This window comes from Roseateles sp. (assembly GCF_965229315.1).
In the GTDB taxonomy this organism is placed as follows: domain Bacteria; phylum Pseudomonadota; class Gammaproteobacteria; order Burkholderiales; family Burkholderiaceae_C; genus Pelomonas.
In genome coordinates this window covers 3,045,806-3,065,033 of record NZ_CBDDJA010000002.1, presented here as the reverse complement: position 1 = coordinate 3,065,033, position 19,228 = coordinate 3,045,806, and the positions used below count along the sequence as shown (strand labels likewise).

16 protein-coding genes are annotated in these 19,228 nt (G+C 70.4%); 10 read left to right on the top strand and 6 right to left on the bottom strand.

What is annotated here, in order from left to right; all coding sequences use genetic code 11:
* Window positions 1-31: 31 nt before the first annotated feature.
* The 4 genes from ACO07H_RS19030 to ACO07H_RS19015 all read right to left on the bottom strand — a co-directional run bounded on the left by ACO07H_RS19030 (window position 32) and on the right by ACO07H_RS19015 (window position 4,379).
* The gene (locus tag ACO07H_RS19030; protein ID WP_422017016.1) at window positions 32-847 is read right to left on the bottom strand and encodes a hypothetical protein; all 816 of its coding nucleotides are present in this window, start codon (window positions 845-847) and stop codon (window positions 32-34) included.
* 10 nt (window positions 848-857) lie between these two features.
* A complete protein-coding gene (locus ACO07H_RS19025; protein WP_422017014.1) occupies window positions 858-1,115 on the bottom strand; it encodes a hypothetical protein in 258 nt (85 codons plus the stop codon).
* A gap of 101 nt (window positions 1,116-1,216) precedes the next feature.
* Entirely contained in the window at window positions 1,217-2,773 is a 1,557-nt protein-coding gene (locus ACO07H_RS19020; protein WP_422017012.1) for a methyl-accepting chemotaxis protein, read from the bottom strand.
* 76 nt (window positions 2,774-2,849) lie between these two features.
* On the bottom strand, window positions 2,850-4,379 hold the full coding sequence (locus tag ACO07H_RS19015) for a helicase HerA-like domain-containing protein (RefSeq protein WP_422017010.1): 1,530 nt from the start codon (window positions 4,377-4,379) through the stop codon (window positions 2,850-2,852).
* A 77-nt stretch (window positions 4,380-4,456) separates the two neighbouring features.
* Here ACO07H_RS19015 and ACO07H_RS19010 point away from each other — a divergent pair, with 77 nt between their 5' ends.
* Genes ACO07H_RS19010 through ACO07H_RS18975 form a run of 8 tightly spaced genes read left to right on the top strand, consistent with a single transcriptional unit; the run spans window position 4,457 to window position 10,607 of the window.
* On the top strand, window positions 4,457-5,179 hold the full coding sequence (locus ACO07H_RS19010) for a YebC/PmpR family DNA-binding transcriptional regulator (RefSeq protein ID WP_422017008.1): 723 nt from the start codon (window positions 4,457-4,459) through the stop codon (window positions 5,177-5,179).
* Window positions 5,180-5,182: 3 nt separating this feature from the next.
* Window positions 5,183-6,469, top strand: coding sequence for a phosphoribosylamine--glycine ligase (purD, locus tag ACO07H_RS19005; RefSeq protein WP_422017006.1), 1,287 nt, complete (start codon window positions 5,183-5,185; stop codon window positions 6,467-6,469).
* Window positions 6,466-7,095 carry a 1-acyl-sn-glycerol-3-phosphate acyltransferase gene (locus ACO07H_RS19000; RefSeq protein WP_422017004.1) on the top strand — a complete coding sequence of 210 codons (630 nt, stop codon included), beginning with the start codon at window positions 6,466-6,468 and terminating at the stop codon, window positions 7,093-7,095. Before purD ends, ACO07H_RS19000 begins: the two co-directional genes overlap by 4 nt.
* Window positions 7,092-8,039 carry an oxygen-dependent coproporphyrinogen oxidase gene (gene hemF / locus ACO07H_RS18995; RefSeq protein WP_422017002.1) on the top strand — a complete coding sequence of 316 codons (948 nt, stop codon included), beginning with the start codon at window positions 7,092-7,094 and terminating at the stop codon, window positions 8,037-8,039. Before ACO07H_RS19000 ends, hemF begins: the two co-directional genes overlap by 4 nt.
* A gap of 49 nt (window positions 8,040-8,088) precedes the next feature.
* Window positions 8,089-8,676 (top strand): nicotinate (nicotinamide) nucleotide adenylyltransferase, encoded by a 588-nt coding sequence (gene nadD, locus ACO07H_RS18990; protein ID WP_422017000.1) that lies wholly within the window; start codon window positions 8,089-8,091, stop codon window positions 8,674-8,676.
* Window positions 8,677-9,459, top strand: coding sequence for a ribosome silencing factor (rsfS, locus tag ACO07H_RS18985; RefSeq protein ID WP_422016998.1), 783 nt, complete (start codon window positions 8,677-8,679; stop codon window positions 9,457-9,459).
* On the top strand, window positions 9,459-9,926 hold the full coding sequence (rlmH, locus tag ACO07H_RS18980) for a 23S rRNA (pseudouridine(1915)-N(3))-methyltransferase RlmH (protein WP_422016996.1): 468 nt from the start codon (window positions 9,459-9,461) through the stop codon (window positions 9,924-9,926). The genes rsfS and rlmH overlap by 1 nt, the downstream gene beginning before the upstream one ends.
* Entirely contained in the window at window positions 9,927-10,607 is a 681-nt protein-coding gene (locus ACO07H_RS18975; protein ID WP_422016994.1) for a Maf family protein, read from the top strand.
* 48 nt (window positions 10,608-10,655) lie between these two features.
* On the opposite strand, the gene ACO07H_RS18970 is transcribed toward ACO07H_RS18975, so the two are convergent.
* On the bottom strand, window positions 10,656-13,334 hold the full coding sequence (locus ACO07H_RS18970) for a tetratricopeptide repeat protein (RefSeq protein ID WP_422016992.1): 2,679 nt from the start codon (window positions 13,332-13,334) through the stop codon (window positions 10,656-10,658).
* A gap of 39 nt (window positions 13,335-13,373) precedes the next feature.
* The gene (locus tag ACO07H_RS18965) at window positions 13,374-13,931 is read right to left on the bottom strand and encodes an ECF-type sigma factor (RefSeq protein ID WP_422016990.1); all 558 of its coding nucleotides are present in this window, start codon (window positions 13,929-13,931) and stop codon (window positions 13,374-13,376) included.
* Window positions 13,932-14,115: 184 nt separating this feature from the next.
* On the opposite strand from ACO07H_RS18965, the gene ACO07H_RS18960 reads away from it, so the two are divergent.
* Window positions 14,116-17,643: a PEP-CTERM sorting domain-containing protein gene (locus tag ACO07H_RS18960; protein WP_422016988.1), complete on the top strand. Its 3,528-nt coding sequence runs from the start codon at window positions 14,116-14,118 to the stop codon at window positions 17,641-17,643.
* Between the two features lie 53 nt (window positions 17,644-17,696).
* Window positions 17,697-19,187 (top strand): ribonuclease G, encoded by a 1,491-nt coding sequence (rng, locus tag ACO07H_RS18955; protein WP_422016986.1) that lies wholly within the window; start codon window positions 17,697-17,699, stop codon window positions 19,185-19,187.
* The last annotated feature ends 41 nt before the right edge of the window (window positions 19,188-19,228 follow it).

Here is a 19,228-nt window from a genome sequence, read left to right as displayed (position 1 = left end):
GAGCGCCTTGCCCGGCGAGAAGACGCCGATTTTAAGGAGCAGGCGCGTGCCCCCGCAGCGGCAGCCTCACATGGGCCAGTCCGATGCTGATCCAGACCGCCACGCTGAAGTACAGTGTCATCCAGACGACCTCGCTGCGCCAGTGCGCCCAGTCGTGCGACACCGTCCAGCGGCTGCCGGCGTCGGCGATGCCCGCGGCGAGCGTGGCGTAGGGCCGGCCGGCGGCCTGGTCGGCCAACCAGCGGTGCCAGTACATCGGCACGTCCACGAGGAACATGTAGGCCGTGTAGGCAGCACCGGCCGCGATGGCCAGCGCCAGCCAGCGCCGCGCACGGCCGGTGGCGCGCGGCCAAAGGCCCAGCAGGCACAGCACGCTGAGCAGGGCGACCGTGCCCCACAGCGTTTCCTCGACGACATGGCCGATGTTGCGCGTGGTCAGCACCGCGTACCAGGAGTTGACCTCGGCCAGCGCGATCAGCGGCACGATTGCATGCGACATCCACAGGCTGCGCCGGTGTCCGGTCGCCAGTGCCGCGCCGCGCAGCAGCAGCGCCCACTGGGCGGCGAAGCTCAGCTCGGCCAGCGTCGCGACCGCCCGGCCGACGAGCACGCTGGAGGCGAACGAGTCCACCATGACGACGCGTGGCACGTCGAACACCGGCAGGAAGGAGCGGTAGCCGCAGCCCAGCACGTACAGCGCGGACAGCAGCAGTTGCAGGCGCTGGTGCGGCCAGGTCGTGCCGTCGGGGCGGTTGCGGTGCAGCCAGGCCGTGGAGACGGTCCAGGCGACGAGGTTCAGGCCGGCGATCACGCACAGCAGGTGCCACCAGTCGGTTGCGTCGGTCATCGTGGGTTCCTCAGGGCGCCGTCTTGCGCGGCCGCCCGGTCTTGACCGGCGTGAGTCGGTCCAGCGCGGCGGCGAGCGCGGGCGGGTCGAGTTCGGCCAGCGCCCGCAGGCCGGCGCGCAGCAGCTCGCTCTTCTTCGCCTCGCGCTGGACTTCGTGCAGCCGGTTTTTCAGCGCCTTGAGCAGCGCGTAATCGGCCTCCGGCATCGTGAAGCCGTCGCGCACGAGCTTGGCGCGTTCGGGGGCAGGGGGTTTGCGGGCGTGGCTCATGACGATGAAAACCGTTTATACGGTTTTCATCGCCGCCGTTCTACCGTGCCCTTGCAACCGGTGACAACCGGTGTCGGCCTCAGTGGTGCCTCAGCCGGGCCTCAGCCGGGCGTGAGCCGGAACACGCTGACCGCCTCGGTCATGCGCTGGGCCTGGCTGCGCAGGCTGTCGGCCGCGGCCGCCGCCTGCTCGACAAGGGCGGCGTTCTGCTGCGTCACCTTGTCGAGCTGCGACACCGCATCGCTGACCTGGCCGATGCCCGTCGTCTGCTCCTGCGTCGCCGAGCCGATCTCGGCGATCAGGTCGGCCACGCGCTTCACCTGCGACACGACCTCGGTCATCGTCTCGCCGGCCTCGCCGACCAGCCGCGAGCCGTCGTCGACGTTGTCCACGCTCTGGCCGATCAGCGCCTTGATCTCGCGCGCGGCCTGCGCGCTGCGCTGGGCGAGCGCCCGCACCTCGCCGGCCACGACCGCGAAGCCGCGACCCTGCTCGCCGGCCCGCGCCGCTTCGACAGCCGCGTTCAGTGCCAGGATGTTGGTCTGGAAGGCGATGCCGTCGATGGTGCCGATGATGTCGGCGATCTTGCGCGAGCTGGCCGAGATGCCGCTCATCGTGGCGATCACGCGCTGCATGACGTCGCCGCCGCGCACGGCCACGCCGCTGGCGGAGGTGGCGAGCTGGGTCGCCGTCTGCGCCGTGTCGGCGTTCTGGCGTACCGTGGCGTTCATCTCCTCCATGGAGGCGGCCGTCTGCTCCAGGTTGGCCGCCTGCTCCTCGGTGCGCTGCGACAGGTCGGCGTTGCCGTTGGCGATCTCGCCGGCGCCCGTCAGGATGGAATCCGCGCCGCTGCGCACCTCGCGCACGATCTGCACCAGGCCATCGCGCATGCTGCCCAGCGCGGCCAGCAGCTCGGCGATCTCGTCCCGCCCTTGTGCCCGCAGTTCGCCCGTCAGGTCGCCCCCGGCCACGGCCCGTGCAAAGTGGACCGCATCGCGCACCGGCGCGGTGATGGAGCGCGTGATCATCCACGCCATGGCCAGGCCCAGCGCCAGCGCCGCGGCGGTCAGGATGACGGTGGTCGCGACGGCGGAGGCGCGCGTGTCCTGGCTGTCCGCATACTCCTTCGCGGCCACGTCGATCTGCAGCTTGACGAGTTGGGCCGCCAGGTCGCGCGACTTGTTGGCCATGGGCAGCGTCTTCTCCTCGTAGATCTGCAGCGCGGTGCTCATGCCGCCGGTCGACAGTGCCGTGGAGACCGGCAGCAGGCCCTCGTCGATGTAGGCCTTGCGCGCGGCCACGAAGCGCTGCGCCAGCTCCTTCTCATCGGCTGTCAGCGAGGTGGACAGGTACTGGTCGAGCAGCTCCTGGCCGTGCTTGAGGTTGGCGTTGAGTTCTTCGCTGCGGCGCTTGATCTCGTCGAAGCCCGGCGCGCGCAGCATCTCCACGATGATGAGCCGGTTGCGCGTGGACAGGTTGTTCAGCTCGCCGAGCTGGGCCAGCGGCACGGTGCGGTCCCTGTAGACCGTCTCCAGCCCGGCGGCGACGCGGTAGATGCCGCGCACCCCGACCACCGACACCACCAGCATCAACACCAGCACGGCCGCGAACGCGACGGCCAGCCGCTTGCCGATGCGCAATTGCTTCAAAGCGTCCATGCCTGCATCTCCCTGACGTCAGCGCGTCATCGCGCGCGCCGAGTCTGCATGAATGGGCGGGCCGCGTCGATCCGGATCAGCGCCTGCGCGAGCCTCCGCCGAGGATGGAACCGAGAACCCCGCGGATGATTTCACGGCCCACCGAGGAGCCGATGCTGCGCACGGCCGAGCGGGCCGCCGCTTCTGCCAGCCCGGGGTGGCGCCCGCCACGCGGGCCGGTGGTGCCGAACAACACGTCCTTGAGGCTGTCCATCAGGCCGCCGCCCGCGTCCGGCGCGGGGGGTGGCACGCCACCCCGGGCCACCGTACCGCCGGGCGCCGTGCCGCTGGCCGCCGCCTTGCCGGCCAGCTTTTCGTAGGCCGACTCACGGTCGACCTGCTGCTCGTAGACGCCGGCGACCAGCGAGCCGGTGATCAGCGCCTGGCGCTGCGCCGGCGTGATGGGGCCGATCTGGCTGCCCGGCGGCAGCACGAAGACGCGCTCGGTGATGCTGGGCCGGCCCTTCTCATCCAGCAGGCTCACCAGCGCCTCGCCCACGGCCAGCTCGGTGATGGCGGTCGCGATGTCCAGCCCCGGCTTGGCACGCATGGTGTCGGCGGCGCTCTTGACGGCCTTCTGGTCGCGCGGCGTGAAGGCGCGCAGCGCTTGCTGCACGCGGTTGCCGAGCTGGCCCAGCACGGCGTCGGGGATGTCCAGCGGGTTCTGCGTGACGAAGTAAACGCCGACGCCCTTGGAGCGCACCAGGCGCACGACCAGCTCGATGCGCTCGACCAGCGCGTCAGGCGCGTCCTTGAACAGCAGGTGGGCCTCGTCGAAGAAGAACACCAGCTTCGGCTTCTCCAGGTCGCCGACCTCGGGCAGCGTCTCGAACAGTTCCGACAGCATCCAGAGCAGGAAGGTCGCGTACAGCCGCGGCGCGTTCATCAGCTTGTCGGCGGCCAGGATGTTGATGACGCCCAGCCCGCCGTCCACCTGCATGAAGTCGGCGATGTTGAGCATGGGCTCGCCGAAGAACTTGTCGCCGCCCTGGGCCTCGATCTGCAGCAGGCCGCGCTGGATGGCGCCGATGCTGGCGGCCGATACGTTGCCGTACTGCGTCGTGAACTGGCTGGCGTTGTCGCCCACGTGCTGCAGCATCGCGCGCAGGTCCTTCAGGTCCAGCAGCAACAGGCCGTTGTCGTCGGCGATCTTGAAGATCATCTGCAGCACGCCCGCCTGCGTCTCGTTCAGCGCCAGCATGCGGCTCAAGAGCAGCGGGCCCATGTCGGACACGGTGGCGCGCACCGGGTGGCCCTGCTCGCCGAAGATGTCCCACAGCGTCGTGGGGCAGGCGATGGTCTCGGGCGCGTCCAGGCCACGGTCCTTCAGCGTCGCGAGCAGCTTCTCGCTGGGCACGCCGCGCTGGCTGATGCCGGTCAGGTCGCCCTTCACGTCGGCCATGAAGACGGGCACGCCCAGCGTGCTGAAGCTCTCCGCGAGCTTCTGCAGGCTGATGGTCTTGCCGGTGCCCGTCGCGCCGGTGATGAGGCCATGCCGGTTCGCCAGCGCGGGCAGCAGCAGGCACTCGGTGTCGCCGTGGCGCGCCAGCAGGATCGGGTCAGTCATGGGGGCTCCTCTAAAATCGCTCTTCTGCCAACGATAAATCAGGCCGCTGCCCAGTCAGCCGCCGGGAGCCAAACCTTATGGCCGGACATTCCAAATGGGCCAACATCCAACACCGCAAAGGCCGCCAGGACGAGAAGCGCGGCAAGATCTGGACGCGCATCATCCGTGAGATCACGGTCGCGGCGCGCCAGGGTGGCCCCGACATCAAGGACAACCCGCGCCTGCGTCTGGCCGTCGACAAGGCCAAGGCCGCCAACATGCCGGCCGACCGCATCAAGTACAACATCGACAAGGCCAGCGGCAACATCGATGGGCTCACGTACGAGGAAATCCGCTACGAAGGCTATGGCATCGCCGGCGCGGCCATCATGATCGACACGATGACGGACAACCGCGTCCGCACCGTGGCCGAGGTGCGCCACGCCTTCAGCAAATATGGCGGCAACATGGGCACGGACGGCTCGGTCGCCTTCCAGTTCAAGCATGTGGGCCAGCTGCTGTTCGCACCGGGCACGTCGGAAGACCAGGTCATGGAAGTGGCCCTGGAGGCCGGTGCCGAGGACGTCGTCACCGGCGACGACGGCGCCATCGAGGTGTTGACCTCGCCCACCGACTACGAAGCCGTCAAGGCCGCGCTGGAAGCGGCCGGCCTGGTGCCCGAGCTGGCCGAGGTGACGATGCGCCCCGAGAACACCATCGCGCTGACCGGCGAGGACGCCGAACGCATGCAAAAGCTGCTGGACGTCATCGAAGACCTCGACGACACGCAGGCCGTCTATCACAACGCCGAGCTGGGCTGAGCGATGAAAGTTCTTGTCATCGGCAACGGCGGCCGTGAACACGCGCTGGCCTGGAAACTCTCGCAGGCCGAGCGCGTCAGCCAGGTGTTCGTGGCGCCGGGCAACGGCGGCACGGCGCGCGACGAGCGGCTGCACAACGTGCCCATCGCCCCCACCGACGCGAAGGCGCTGGCCGACTTCGCCGCCGAGCAGAAGATCGCGCTCACCGTCGTCGGCCCCGAGGCCGCGCTGGCGGCGGGCATCGTGGACGAGTTCCGCGCGCGCGGGCTGCGCATCTTCGGCCCCACCAAGGCCGCCGCGCAGCTCGAAAGCTCCAAGGCCTTCGCCAAGGACTTCATGAAGCGCCACGGCATCCCGACGGCAGCCTACGAGACCTTCTCCGACCCGGCCGCGGCCCACGCCTATGTGGACGGCCGCGGCGCGCCCATCGTCATCAAGGCCGACGGCCTGGCGGCGGGCAAGGGTGTCGTCGTGGCGATGACGCTGGACGAGGCCCACGAGGCGATCACGTGGATTCTTGAAGACAACAAGCTGGGCGTGACGCACAACGACGGCGGCGCGCGCGTCGTCATCGAGGACTTCCTGGCCGGCGAGGAGGCCAGCTTCATCGTCGTCTGCGACGGCAAGCGTGTCGTGTCGCTGGCCACCAGCCAGGACCACAAGCGCCTGCTGGACGGCGACGAAGGCCCCAACACCGGCGGCATGGGCGCCTACTCGCCCGCGCCGGTCGTCACGCCCAATGTGCATGCCAAGGTCATGCACGAGATCATCCAGCCCACCATCGCCGGCATGGCCCGCGACGGCCACCCGTTCACCGGCTTCCTGTACGCCGGGCTGATGATCGACGAGCACGGCCAGCCGCGCACGGTGGAGTTCAACACGCGCATGGGCGACCCCGAGACGCAGCCCATCCTGATGCGCATGAAGAGCGACCTCTTCGAGCTGCTGATGCATGCGACCGACGGCACGCTGGACCAGGTCGAGCTGCAGTGGGACCGCCGCGTGGCGCTGGGCGTCGTGCTGGCGGCCGAGGGCTACCCGCTGTCGCCGCGCAAGGGCGATGCGATCACCGGGTTGCCGGCCGACGCGGAGGACGGCATGGTCTTTCACGCCGGCACGGCCGAGGTGGACGGCAAGTTGCAGACCAGCGGTGGCCGCGTGCTGTGCGTGACGGCGCTGGGCGAATCCGCCCGCACCGCCGCGCAACGCGCCTACGAACTGGCCTCGGGCATCCAGTTCGCCGGCCGGCAGTTCCGCTCGGACATCGGCCACCGGGCCATCAAGCGTTGAGCGCAGCGCCCGTCGTCCTGACCGCGCCGTTGCGCCCTCACGGCCGCAGCAGCGGGCTGGCCCGCGGGGTGCTCGGCCTGTTCGGCTGGACGGTGGACGCGCCCGGCGTGCCGGCGGAGCAGGGCGTCATCCTGGTCTATCCGCACACGTCCAACTGGGATTTCGTCATCGGCGTGCTGGCCAAGTGGGCCATCGGGCTGCCACTGCGCTTCTGGGGCAAGGACAGCCTGTTCAGGGTGCCGCTGCTCGGGCGCTGGACGCGCTGGATCGGCGGCGTCGCGGTGGACCGCAACAGCCCGCACGGCATCGTCGCCGACACGGTGCGGCAGATGCAGGCCGCAGCCGCGCGTGGCGAGCGTTTCTGGCTCGCCGCCGCGCCCGAGGGCACGCGGTCGCGCGCCAGCGGCTGGCGCACCGGCGCCTACCAGGTGGCGGTGCAGGCGGGCGTGCCGGCGGGCCTGTGCTACCTCGATTTCGAGCGGCGAATCGTGTCGTTGAACCGATTCGTCATGCTGAGCGGCGACATGCAGGCCGACTTCGCCGCATTTGCCGACTATCTCGGTCCCCGCGTCGGCAGGCACCCCGCACTCGCCAGCCCGATCCAGCCCCAGCGCCCCCGCACATGAACACACACACCGTCCGCGACTATCTCCTGGCCCTGCAGCAGCGCATCGTCGGCGCGCTGCAGGCCGTTGACGGCAATGCCTTCTTGAGCGATGCGTGGACGCGCGAGCCCGGCGGGCGGCTGGAAGGCGATGGCCTGAGCCACCTCATCGAAGGTGGGGCGGTCTTCGAGCGTGGCGGTGTCAATTTCTCCCACGTGAAGGGGCGCGTGCTGCCGCCTTCGGCCACGCAGCACCGGCCGGAGCTGGCCGGCGCGCCGTTCGAGGCGATGGGTGTGTCCCTGGTGATGCACCCGCACAACCCCTTCGTGCCGACGGTGCACATGAACGTGCGCATGTTCGCGGCGCTGCCGGCCAACGGCCCGGCCGTGACCTGGTTCGGCGGCGGCATGGACCTGACGCCCTACTACGGCTATGAGCGCGACGCCCAGCATTTCCACCGCACCTGCCGCGATGCGCTGGCACCCCACGGCCCGGAGCTGCATCCGAAGTTCAAGGCCTGGTGCGACGACTACTTCTTCTTGAAGCACCGCAACGAGCCGCGCGGCATCGGCGGCATCTTCTTCGACGACTTCGCGCTGCCGGACGAGCAGGGCGGGGCCGAGGCCGGCTTCGCGCTGATCCGCTCGGTGGGCGACGCCTTCCTGGCGGCCTATGTGCCCATCGTCGAGTGCCGCCAGGGCTATGCCTATGGCGAGCGCGAGCGCGAGTTCCAGGCCTACCGGCGTGGGCGCTACGTCGAATTCAATCTGGTCTGGGACCGCGGCACGCTGTTCGGCCTGCAGTCAGGCGGGCGCACGGAATCCATCCTGATGTCCATGCCACCGCGGGTGTCGTGGCGCTACGACTGGGCGCCCGAACCGGGCACGCCCGAAGCGCGGTTGTACAGTGAGTTCCTGCGCCCGCGTGACTGGGCCCACGAAACCCCGACTGCACTTTGGCTATGAACCTGGACCCCATGGCCGGACTCGGGCGCGCCCTCGCGAGGGATCGCGCTTGAAGCTCGCGATCTTCGGCGGCAGTTTCGACCCGCCCCACCTGGGCCACCTGGCCTTCGCCCGCTTTGCGCTCGACGCGCTGGCGCCGCAGCGCCTGCTGTGGCTGCCGGCCGGGCGCCAATGGCAGAAGCCCGACCAGGTCATGGCCGCCGGCGTGCACCGCGTGCAGATGCTCCAGCGCCTGATCGCGGGTGAGCCGCGTTTCGCCGTCGACGACCGCGAACTGCACCGCCGCGGCCCCAGCTTCACGGCCGACACGCTGCGCGAGTTCGCGGGCCAGCACCCGGGCGCCGAGCTGATGTTTTTGATCGGCCAGGACCAGTACGCGCGGCTGTCCAGCTGGTACCAGGTCGAGACCGTCGCAGCGCTGGCCACCCTCGTCGTCGTGCCGCGCACCGGCGCCGCCGTCGTCACGCCGCCCGGCCTTCCCGCGCATCGCCTGCAGGTGCTGGCGCTGCCTGAGACACCCCTTTCGTCCACCGCCGTGCGCGACGCCGTCGCCCGCGGTGAGGACATCTGCCCCATGGTGGGCGCGGAGGTCGCGAGCTATATTGCCTCGCACCGCCTTTACGAGAAGAAGCCCTGAATGGACATTCGCAAGCTGCAACGAGCCATCGTCGATGGTCTCGAAGACGTCAAGGCCCAGAACATCGTCGTGTTCAACACCGAGCATCTGTCGCCGCTGTTCGAGCGCGTCATCATCGCGTCCGGCACGAGCAACCGGCAGACCAAGGCCCTGGCCTCCAGCGTGCGCGAGACCGTCAAGGGTCGCGGCATGCAGGTCATGCGCACCGAGGGTGAGGACAACGGCGAATGGATCATCGTGGACTGCGGCGCCGCCGTCGTGCACCTGATGCAGCCCGCCATCCGCACCTACTACCACCTCGAGGAAATCTGGGGCGGCAAGCCGGTCAAGCTCAAGCTCGGCAGCAGCGAGACCAAGCTGGTCAAGGCGTCCGAGGAGCCCGCCGCCGCGCCGGTCAAGACCGCGCGCAAGGGCACGGCGTCCAAGCCCATCACGGCCAAGGCGGCTCCCAAGCCGGCGCCGAAGGCCGCACCCGCCAAGGGCGCGAACCGGGCCGTGCCGTCGGCGGCAGCCAAGAAGGCCGTGGCCAAGAAGGCCGCCGTGGGCACCCAGGCGCCCAAGAAGGGCGTCACGCGCAGCGTGGGCGTGAAGACGGCGGCACCGGTCAAGACGCTGACGGTGGGCGCGGGCCAGGGCGTTGGCAAGGCGGCCGCGGCCAAGCGGGCCAAGCCGGCCGCCAAAGCCGCACCGGCCGCCAGGCCCGCAGCGAAGACCGCCGGCAAGACTGCCGCCAAGGCTGCCTCCCGCGCACCCGCCAAGCGCGCGGCGCCCAAGAAGGGCTGATGCGCCTGCTGCTCGTCGCCGTGGGCCAGCGCCAGCCGGCCTGGGCCGACACCGCCTACGAGGACTTCGCCAAGCGCTTCCCGCCCGAGCTCAGGCTCGAATTGAAGGCCGTCAAGGCCGAGACGCGCGGCAGCAAGACGGCCGAGCAGTTGATGGCCGCTGAAGCCGCGCGCATCGAGGCCGTATTGCCGAAAGGCGTGCGCCGCATCATCCTGGACGAACGCGGCGAGCGGCGCACCTCGGTGCAACTGGCCGAGCGCCTGAAGCTGTGGATGGGCGAGGGCCGTGACGCAGTCCTCATCATCGGCGGGCCGGACGGCCTGCACCCCGACCTGAAAGCCACGGCCGACGAGACGCTGCGGCTGTCCGACCTGACGCTGCCGCATGCGTTCGCGCGCGTGCTGCTGGCCGAAGGGCTGTACCGCGCCTGGACGGTCACGACCGGCCACCCGTACCACCGCGAGTAGATGACGACCCCCGAGACGACTTCGTCGCTGCCCCCCCGAGGGGGCGCATCCGGCCTGGGGCGGCCCGGCGCCGCGCATCTCTACCTCGCCTCGCAAAGCCCGCGCCGCCGCCAGTTGCTGGACCAGCTGGGCCTGCCTCACGAGTTGCTGCTGCCCGGCGCCGACGAGGACGCCGAGGCGCTGGAGGCCGTGCACGACGGCGAGCTGCCCGAGTCCTATTGCGCCCGTGTCACCGCCGCCAAGCTCGATGCCGCGCTGCTGAGGCTGACGGCGCGCGGCCTGCCGCCCGCGCCCATCCTGTGCGCCGACACCACGGTGGCCGTGGACGACCTCATCCTCGGCAAGCCGGCGGACGATGCCGATGCGTGGCGCATGCTGCGCCTGCTGTCCGGCCGCACGCACCGTGTCATCACGGCCGTCGCCGTGGCGCAATCCGCCCCTTCGGCGGCCCGCCGCGCCGCGGCACTGAGCGTGTCGCAGGTGGCGTTCGCGCCGCTGAGCGACGCGCAGATCGCGCGCTATGTCGCCAGCCGAGAGCCCTTCGGCAAGGCCGGCGGCTACGCCATCCAGAGCCAGGCGGCGGCATGGATCGCCACAATCTCCGGCAGCTACAGCGGCATCATGGGCTTGCCGCTGTTCGAAACGGCGCAGTTGCTGAAGCCGTTCGGTTTCGACCTTTAGCGTCGACCTTTGGCGTCGACCGTTTGCGCCGGCCTTTGGCGCCAGCCGTCAACGCCTGAGCCAGTGCGTCGGCGCGACGCTCGCGGCCAGCGCGGTGTCGGCCTCCTGGCGCGTTGCGGGTGCGGCGGCATCCTGTGCTGCCGCCTGCACGCGGGCCAGCGCGTCGAGCGCGAGCGCCGTGCGGAAGGACGCCGGCTGGGCGCCCTGCAACTGGCGCGCGATCTTCAACGACGCCTCGGCATCGGCCTTCGCGGCCACGGCGTTGCCGGCCGCCAGCTGCGCGCGTGAGCGCCACTGCAGCAGGTGGGCGCGCGTCGCATCGCGCAGCGACTTGTTGGCCAGCGCCTCGTCGAACCCCTTCAACGCCGTGGCGGCATCGCCATGCGCCAGCGCGAGCTGGGCCTGCGCGCTGCTGCAGTTGCCCGCGGCGATGCGGTCGCCGGGGTTGTCGCCGAGCTTCTCGGCGCGGCCGGCGGCGAGGCGCTGCTCGGCCTGGGCATCGCGGCCGTCGCGCAGCAGCGCCAGCGCGCCCAGGCATTGCGCGCTGGCGGCAAAGCCGGCGTTCTGCCATTGGCGCGCGGCGGCCAGCGTCTGGTCGTAGAAGTCCAGCGCCTGGGCGTAGAGGCCGGTTTCCAGCCGGTCGGTGGCCGCGTTCAGCAGATTGACGGGGGCGACGCCGTGCGGGCCGGCATTCAGCCGGGCCAGCGCCAGCGTGTCGTCGTGGCGCGCCTGCGCGGCCGGCAGCTGGCCGGCCAGGAAGTTGGCGAGCGCCCAGTTGTTCAGTGTCGCGACATACGACATGCCCTGGTCGCGTCCCAGCTTCTTCATGGAGGCCGCAGCCTGCGCGAACAGCGCATCGGCTTCGGCCACGCGCGGCGTGTACATCAGGATGCTGGCCTTCAGCACCAGCAGCGGCGCCTCGAACTGCAGCATGGGGCGCGGCATGGACTTCCAGTAGGCGGTCGCGTGGTCGGCCGCGGCCAGCGCTTCGTCGAGCTTGCCGAGGTTGAGCAGCACCGTGGCCTGGTAGGACGCGCAGTTGGCGCGCGACACCGGCTCGGCGGTCGGGTCGTCGGCCACGGCCTGCAGCAGCTTCAGCGCTTCGTCGCGCCGGCCCAGCCGCTGGTACATCATGCCCAGCGCGCAGTCGATGGCCTGCCGCTGGTCGCGGTCCTGGGTCAGCTTCGCGGCCTCCTCGTACAGCTGGGTCGCCCGCTCGGATTCGCCGATGCCGCCGTGGTGCTGCCCCACGGCCTGCAGCACGCGCGCCAGCGTCTCGGGGTCGTCGGCGAACTCGCCGCGCGCCATGCGTTCGGCCCGCGCGACGATGGCCGACGGCGGCTCGTTGCTGCCGGCCGCCAATGCGTCGCCCAGCAGGTCGCCGAGGAAGAACGAGAAGTGCTCGGTCGTCGCCAGCGACGCCTCCGCCTTGGCGCGCTGGGCCTGTGCCTCGTGCGCCTGCCACAGCGCCGCGGCCGTCACGCCCAGCAGGCTGCACACGGCCAGTGTGCCCAGGCTCACACCGACGCGGTGGCGGCGCGCGAACTTCCAGGCGCGCTGCCAGCGGCTGGTGGGTGCGGCCAGCACCGGATGGCCTTGCAGGTGGCGGGCCAGGTCGGCAGCCAGCGTGTCCGCACTGGCGTAGCGGCGTGCGGGTTCCAGCTGCAGCGCCTTGTCCAGCACCGCGCCCAAGTCGCCGCGCAGCTGCTTGGCGAGCGCGCGGCGGGCTTGGCCACGGGCTTGCGCGTCCGCGTCGGTCGGTGTGTCGGCCGCGCGCACGAGGTGGCCTTCGGCGATGGCCGTCTCCAGCTGAGCGGGCGTGTTCAGCCGCGTCGCGTAGGGGCGGTGGCCGGTCAGCAGCTCGAACAGCACGACGCCCAGCGAGTACAGGTCGGCGGCGGTCGTCAAGGGCTCGCCGCGCACCTGCTCGGGCGCGGCGTAGGCGGTGGTCATCACGCGGCCGGCGGCGCGGGTCAGCTCGGTGGCGTCGGCGGGGCCGCTGTCGTCATCCAGCAGCTTGGCGATGCCGAAGTCCAGCAGCTTGACCTGGCCCTGCGGCGTGACGAGCAGGTGCGCGGGCTTGAGGTCGCGGTGCAGCACGAGCCGGGCGTGCGCGTAGGCGACGGCCTCCAGCGCCTGCTGGAAGAGCTGCAGCCGCTCGGCCACGCCGAGCTGGCGCGCATCGCACCAGGCGATCAGCGGCTCGCCCTCGACCCACTCCATCGCCAGGTAGGGCGTGCCGTCGGCGGCCGTGCCGGCGTCGAACAGGCGGGCGATGTGCGGGTGGTCCAGCGTCGCGAGGATGCGCCCCTCGCGGGCGAAGCGTTCGGCCGCCGCGCTGCCGGGGCGGTGCCACAGCGGCAGCTTCAACGCCACGCGACGGGCCGGGCCTTCCAGCGCCTCGGCCTGCCAGACCTCGCCCATGCCGCCGCTGCCGCATCGGGCCTGCAGCCGGTAGCGGCCCACCGTGTCGCCGGCCTGGGGCTCGGTGCCCACGAGCCGGGCGCCACCGGCCAGGCGCGGGCCGCGCTCCAGCCAGTCGCCGGTCTCGCGCTCGGCGCCGCTCTGCAGCAGCGCGCGCACCTGGGGCGACAGGCCCGGCTGTTCGGCGTCCAGCCGGGCCAGGAAGGTGGCGCGGCTGTCGAGCGGCAGGTCGCAGGCCGCGTCGAACAGGCGCGACACCTCGGGCCAGTCTTCAGCGCGGATGGGAAATTCGGGGTGGGTCATGGTCAGGGAAACGCAATCCGGCCGCCAAACCCGCCATGCTCAGTGTTTGAGGGCCAGCGTGAGGAAGGCGCGGGCGCGTTCCCAGTCGCGCTGCACGGTGCGCAGCGACACCGCCAGGGCCGTGGCGATCTCGGCTTCGGCCAGGCCGGCGAAGAAGCGCATCTCGACGACACGGGCGGCGCGGGCGTCGAGCCGGGTCAGCGCTTCCAGCGCGTCGTCCAGCGCGAGCAGGTCTTCCGGCGCGTCGGCCACGGCATTCGCGGCCGAGGTGTCCAGCGTGAGGTGCTCGACGTCCCCGCCACGGCGCTCGGCCGCGTGGCGACGCGCCATGTCGGTGACGATGGAGCGCATCGCGCGCGCGGCATAGGCCAGGAAGTGGGTGCGGTCGGCAAAGTGCTGCCCGCCGAGCGTCTGCATGCGCATCCAGCACTCGTGCACCAGCGCGCCGGTGTCGGCGGCGGTCACGCGGGGCGCCCGGGCCAGCCGGGCGCGGGCCAGGCCCTGCAGCTCCCGGTACAGCAGCTCGAACACGCGTTCGGCCGCAGCGGCATCGCCCCGGCCGGCATCGTGCAGCAAGGAGGTGACCGGGGCTTCCATGGCGAAGCACTCTAGCAGCCCGGCCATCTCCGGCAAGGTCGGCGCACAGGTGCCCGTTGCGACAGCCATCCCCCGCGTTCTGGGGGTGGGTGGGTGGCGGTTGTGGCCGGGTGGCTGCGTGTTCAGAAGTAGGGACCTGTCGTGGTGGCGGGTTCATCCGCTTTCCGCTTCTGGAGCAGACGTCATGCAAGCTTTTCACCTTGTCACCCCGGCACGCACGGCCGGTCGTCGTCACCCGGCAGGGCTTCGCCTGCGCGCGCTGAGCGCCGCCGCCGCGCTGGCACTGGCCGCTGCACCGCAGCTGGCGTCGGCCGCGGCCTGCTCCTTCAGCAGCGGCAACTACAGCGGCTCGTCGTGCTCGATGACCCTGCTCAGCGGTGATGTGCTGACCATCAGCCCCGGGGGTTACAAGTATCTGGACGTGGCGCTGTCCAACCAGGCCGGCGCGCTCATCGACGCAACCGACAACCTCTACTTCGCCCCGGGCAACACGCTGACCAACGCCGGCGCGTTCCGCTTCGGTGCAGATGTCAGCCTGTACGACAGCGGCGTGTCGGGCGTGTTCGTCAACACCGGCACGCTGGCCAAGACCGGCGGCACGGGCGACAGCTACGTCAACATCAGCGGCTTCGTCAACAACGGCGGCACGGTCAACGCGCAGACCGGGCGCATCATCTTCAACAGCGGCGCGGCGTTCAACGCGGGCACCAGCTTCACGGGGCCGGGCCAGGTGCTGGTCACCAACGGCGCGAGCTTTGCCGGCAGCTTCACGTCCGATGGCAGCCTGGTGCTGGCCGGCGGCACCCAGGCCGGCAGCGGCGGGACGCCGGCCAACTTCGCCAGCGGCACGCTGCAGTGGACCGCCGGTACGCTCGCCGGCACGTGGCAGACGGCGGCCGGCTCGACGGTCAACGTGAGTGGCGGCGGCTACAAGTACGTCGACGGCGCAGTGGCCAACGGCGGCACGATGGCCGCCACCGACAACCTCTACATCAACGATGGCAGGACGCTGACGAACAACGGCAATTACCGGTTCGACAACGACGCCAACCTGTACAACGGCAGCGGCACCGGCAACTTCGTCAACAACGGCACGCTGACCAAGGCGGGCGGCACCGGCGACAGCCGCGTGAGCCTGAGCGGCTTCAGCAATGGCAGCACGGGCGTCATCGACGTGCAGGCCGGCCGCATCATCTTCGACAACGGCGGCCAGTTCGCCAGCGGCAGCGCCATCACGGGCGCGGGCCAGGTGCTGGTCACGAATGGCGCCACGTTCAACGGCGCGCTGTCCACGGCCAACAACCTGATCCTGGCGGGCGGCACGTTCACGGCCAACAACGTCGTCGCGACGGGCGACGTGTCCTGGACAGCCGGCACGCTGGCCGGCACCTGGCAGACGGCCGCCGGCAGCACGCTGCGCGTGGATGGCGGCGGCTACAAGTACGTGACCGGCACGCTGACCAACGCCGGCACCATGGCCGCCGTCGACAACCTGTACATCAACGGGGGCAGCACGCTGGTCAACACCGGCAGTTACCGCTTCACCACCGACGCGGGGCTGTACGACGGCGGCGGCATCGGGGGCTTCGTCAACAGCGGCACGCTGGCCAAGGTGGGCGGCTCGGGCGACAGCCGCATCAGCCTCAGCGGCTTCAGCAACAGCACGGGCGGCGTCATCGACGTGCAGACCGGCCGCTTGATCTTCGACAACGGCGCGGCGTTCGCCACCGGCAGCAGCATCACCGGCGCGGGCCAGGTGATCATCAGCAACGGCGCCACGTTCACGGGCGCGCTGTCCACGGCCGGCAACCTGTACCTCAGCGGCGGCACGGTCACGGCGAGCAATGTGGTGGCGACCGGCGACGTGCACTGGACCAGCGGCACGCTGTCCGGCACCTGGCAGAACACGGCTGCCAGCACGCTGAGCGTGGAGGCTGGCGGCTACAAGTACGTGACCGGCACGCTGACCAACACCGGCACGATGACCGCGGTGGACAACGTCTACGTCAACGACGGCAGCGCATTGGTCAACAACGGCAGCTACCGCCTGGCCAGCGACGTCAACATTCTCAGCAATGGCGGCAGCAACAGCTTCGTCAACAACGGCACGCTGTCCAAGGTGGGCGGCACGGGTGACAGCTATGTTTCCGTCGCCAACTTCAGCAACGGCGCCACCGGCGTCGTCGACGTGCAGACCGGCCGCATCCTCTTCAACACCGGCGCCACGTTCGCCGACGGCAGCCGCATCACCGGCGCCGGCCAGGTCGTCATCACCAACGGTGCCACGTTCAGCGGCGCGCTGTCCACGGCCGGCAACCTCTACCTCAGCGGCGGGACGGTGACCGGCAACAACGTCGTCGCGGCCGGCGATGTGTACTGGACCAGCGGCACGGTGGCCGGCACCTGGCAGACGGCCAGCGGCAGCACGCTGCACGTGATCGGCGGTGGCTACAAGTACGTCGGCGGCACGCTGACCAACGCCGGCACGATGAGCGCGGTCGACAACCTGTACCTGGGCGACGGCACCGCGCTGGTCAACAACGGCCGTTACGAGTTCGGCAACGACGCCAATCTCTATGCCAACGGCGGCACGAACAGCATCGTCAACAACGGCACGCTGGCCAAGGTGGGCGGCACGGGCGACAGCTACGTCACCGTCACGGCGTTCACCAACAACGCGGGCGGCGTCATCGACGCGCAGACGGGGCGCATCGTCTTCAGCAGCGGCCCCGTCTTCATGGGCGGCAGCGCCATCACCGGGGCAGGCCAGGTGGCGATCACCAACGGCGCCACGGTCAACGGCGCGCTGTCCACGGCCAACAACCTCTACCTGACCGGCGGCACGGTCACGGCCAACAATGCCGTCGTGACCGGCGGTGCGCACTTCTCGAACGGCACGATGAGCGGCCAATGGCAGAGCAACGGCGGCGCGCTGTCCATCGAGGCCGGTGGCTACAAGTACGCGGCGGGCCTGACGCTGGCGGGCCGCACGGTGGCCACCGACAACCTCTATGCCTACGGCGGCGGCGCGCTGACGAACAACGGCCGCTACGAGTTCGGCAACGATGCCAGCATCTACGGCGGCGGCGACGTGGTCAACAACGGCCGCATCGTGAAGTCGGGTGGGACCGGCACCAGCGACCTGTCCAACACCGCGCTGCAGAACCTCGGCACCCTCGAGTCCCAGACCGGCACGCTGCGCCTGCCGGACAACTTCACGAACGCCGGCACGCTGATGGGCGTGGCCAACATCCAGGTCAACGGCACGCTGACCAACAACGGCCACCTCGCCCCCGGTGCCACGGCCGCCACGGGCACGCTGACGCTGCTGGGCAACCTGTCGCAGGGCGCGCTCGGCACGCTGGACATCCGCCTCACGTCGGCGTCGCTGAGCGACCTGCTGCAGGTCAGCGGCTCGGCCGCCATCGGCGGCAGCACGCTGGCGCTGAGCTGCTTTGCCTGCGCGCTGAACAACGGCGAGTCCTACCTGCTGATGGCCAGCAGCGCCTCGCTGAGCGGCACCTTCGGCAGCGTCGTGGCCAGCGGTTTCGGCGACGGCTTCGAGTACGCCATCGACTACAGCCACGCCAACCAGGTCTGGCTGAACGTGCTGCAGGTCGGCGCCGTGCCGGAGCCGTCCACCTACGCGATGCTGCTGGCCGGCGTGGGCGTGATCGGCTGGCTGTCGCGCCGCCGCAAGGCCCTGGCGTGACCCGGTTGGCGCCACCTCGGGCAGGCCCCGGGTGGCGGCCATAGACTCCGGGCATGGCCACGGAAGACATCCTCATCAATTGGTCCCCGCAGGAGACGCGCGTCGCGGTCGTCGAGAACGGCTCCGTGCAGGAGCTGCACATCGAGCGCACGCTGGAGCGCGGGCTCGTGGGCAACGTCTATCTCGGCAAGGTCGTGCGCGTGCTGCCGGGCATGCAGTCGGCCTTCATCGACATCGGCCTGGAGCGCGCGGCGTTCCTGCACGTGGCCGACCTGCACAGCGCGTCGCAGTTCGGCCATGGCCGCCACCAGAGCGCGGACGCGCCGCCCACGCCCATCGAGCGGCTGATCTTCGAGGGCCAGCCGCTGACGGTGCAGGTCATCAAGGACCCCATCGGCACCAAGGGCGCCCGGCTGTCCAGCCAGATCAGCATCGCCGGGCGCATGCTGGTCTACCTGCCGCAGGACGAGCACATCGGCATCAGCCAGAAGATCGGCTCGCCCGAGGCGCGCGAGTCCCTGCGTGCGCGCATGGTGGCGCTGGTGGGCGCAAAGGAGCAGGGTGGCGGCGGCGGCTTCATCCTGCGCACCAATGCCGAAGACGCCTCGGATGACGAACTGGGCAACGACATCGCCTACCTGCGCAAGACCTGGCAGCAGATCCGCGAGAAGGCGCTGAACACGCCGCCGGCCAGCCTGCTGCACCAGGACCTCAGCCTCGTCGAGCGCGTGCTGCGCGACCTGACCAGCGAGCGCACCGGCTCCATCCGCATCGACTCGCGCATGCAGCACGACGTGCTGCGCCAGTTCGGCGAGACCTTCATGCCGGCCGCGACCACCAAGCTGGAGCACTACCGCGGCGAGCGGCCCATCTTCGACCTGTGCAACGTCGACGCCGAGATTGCCCGCGCGCTGGCGCGCAAGGTGGAGCTGAAGTCCGGCGGGTCGCTGGTGTTCGACCAGACCGAGGCCATGACGACCATCGACGTCAACACCGGCGGCTTCGTCGGCGCCAAGAACTTCGACGACACCATCTTCAAGACCAACCTGGAGGCGGCCGGTGCCATCGCGCGCCAGCTCAGGCTGCGCAACCTGGGCGGCATCATCATCGTCGACTTCATCGACATGACGCGCGAGGAGCACAGGACCGCGGTGCTGGCCGAGTTCAGGAAGCAGCTCGGGCGCGACCGCACCAAGGTCACGCTGGGCGGCTTCACGCAGCTGGGCCTTGTCGAGATGACCCGCAAGCGCACGCGCGAGTCGCTGGCGCGCATGCTGTGCGAACCCTGCCCCACCTGCGAGGGGCGCGGCCAGGTCAAGACGGCGCGTTCGGTCTGCTACGACATCCTGCGCGAAATCCTGCGCGAGGCGCGCCAGTTCTCGCCCAGGGAGTTCCGCATCGTCGCGGCGGCCAACGTCATCGAGATGCTGCTGGATGAAGAGAACGCCCACCTGGTCGGTCTGTCGGATTTCATCGGCAAACCGATTTCGCTGACCGCCGAGCCGACCAACCAGACCGAGCACTACGACATCGTGCTGCTGTAGGCCGCCTCAGGCCTCGCGGGCCGGATGCGGCCTTGTCTGAC

Coding starts and splice junctions, on each gene's coding strand:
- ACO07H_RS19015 (WP_422017010.1), bottom strand. CDS start 4,379: ATGACTGACCCGATCCTGCTGGCGCGCCACGGCGACACCGAGTGCCTG.
- ACO07H_RS18965 (WP_422016990.1), bottom strand. CDS start 13,931: ATGGAAGCCCCGGTCACCTCCTTGCTGCACGATGCCGGCCGGGGCGAT.
- rlmH (WP_422016996.1), top strand. CDS start 9,459: ATGCGCCTGCTGCTCGTCGCCGTGGGCCAGCGCCAGCCGGCCTGGGCC.
- ACO07H_RS18970 (WP_422016992.1), bottom strand. CDS start 13,334: ATGACCCACCCCGAATTTCCCATCCGCGCTGAAGACTGGCCCGAGGTG.
- ACO07H_RS18960 (WP_422016988.1), top strand. CDS start 14,116: ATGCAAGCTTTTCACCTTGTCACCCCGGCACGCACGGCCGGTCGTCGT.
- ACO07H_RS19025 (WP_422017014.1), bottom strand. CDS start 1,115: ATGAGCCACGCCCGCAAACCCCCTGCCCCCGAACGCGCCAAGCTCGTG.
- ACO07H_RS18975 (WP_422016994.1), top strand. CDS start 9,927: ATGACGACCCCCGAGACGACTTCGTCGCTGCCCCCCCGAGGGGGCGCA.
- rng (WP_422016986.1), top strand. CDS start 17,697: ATGGCCACGGAAGACATCCTCATCAATTGGTCCCCGCAGGAGACGCGC.
- ACO07H_RS19010 (WP_422017008.1), top strand. CDS start 4,457: ATGGCCGGACATTCCAAATGGGCCAACATCCAACACCGCAAAGGCCGC.
- ACO07H_RS19020 (WP_422017012.1), bottom strand. CDS start 2,773: ATGGACGCTTTGAAGCAATTGCGCATCGGCAAGCGGCTGGCCGTCGCG.
- ACO07H_RS19030 (WP_422017016.1), bottom strand. CDS start 847: ATGACCGACGCAACCGACTGGTGGCACCTGCTGTGCGTGATCGCCGGC.
- purD (WP_422017006.1), top strand. CDS start 5,183: ATGAAAGTTCTTGTCATCGGCAACGGCGGCCGTGAACACGCGCTGGCC.
- rsfS (WP_422016998.1), top strand. CDS start 8,677: ATGGACATTCGCAAGCTGCAACGAGCCATCGTCGATGGTCTCGAAGAC.
- hemF (WP_422017002.1), top strand. CDS start 7,092: ATGAACACACACACCGTCCGCGACTATCTCCTGGCCCTGCAGCAGCGC.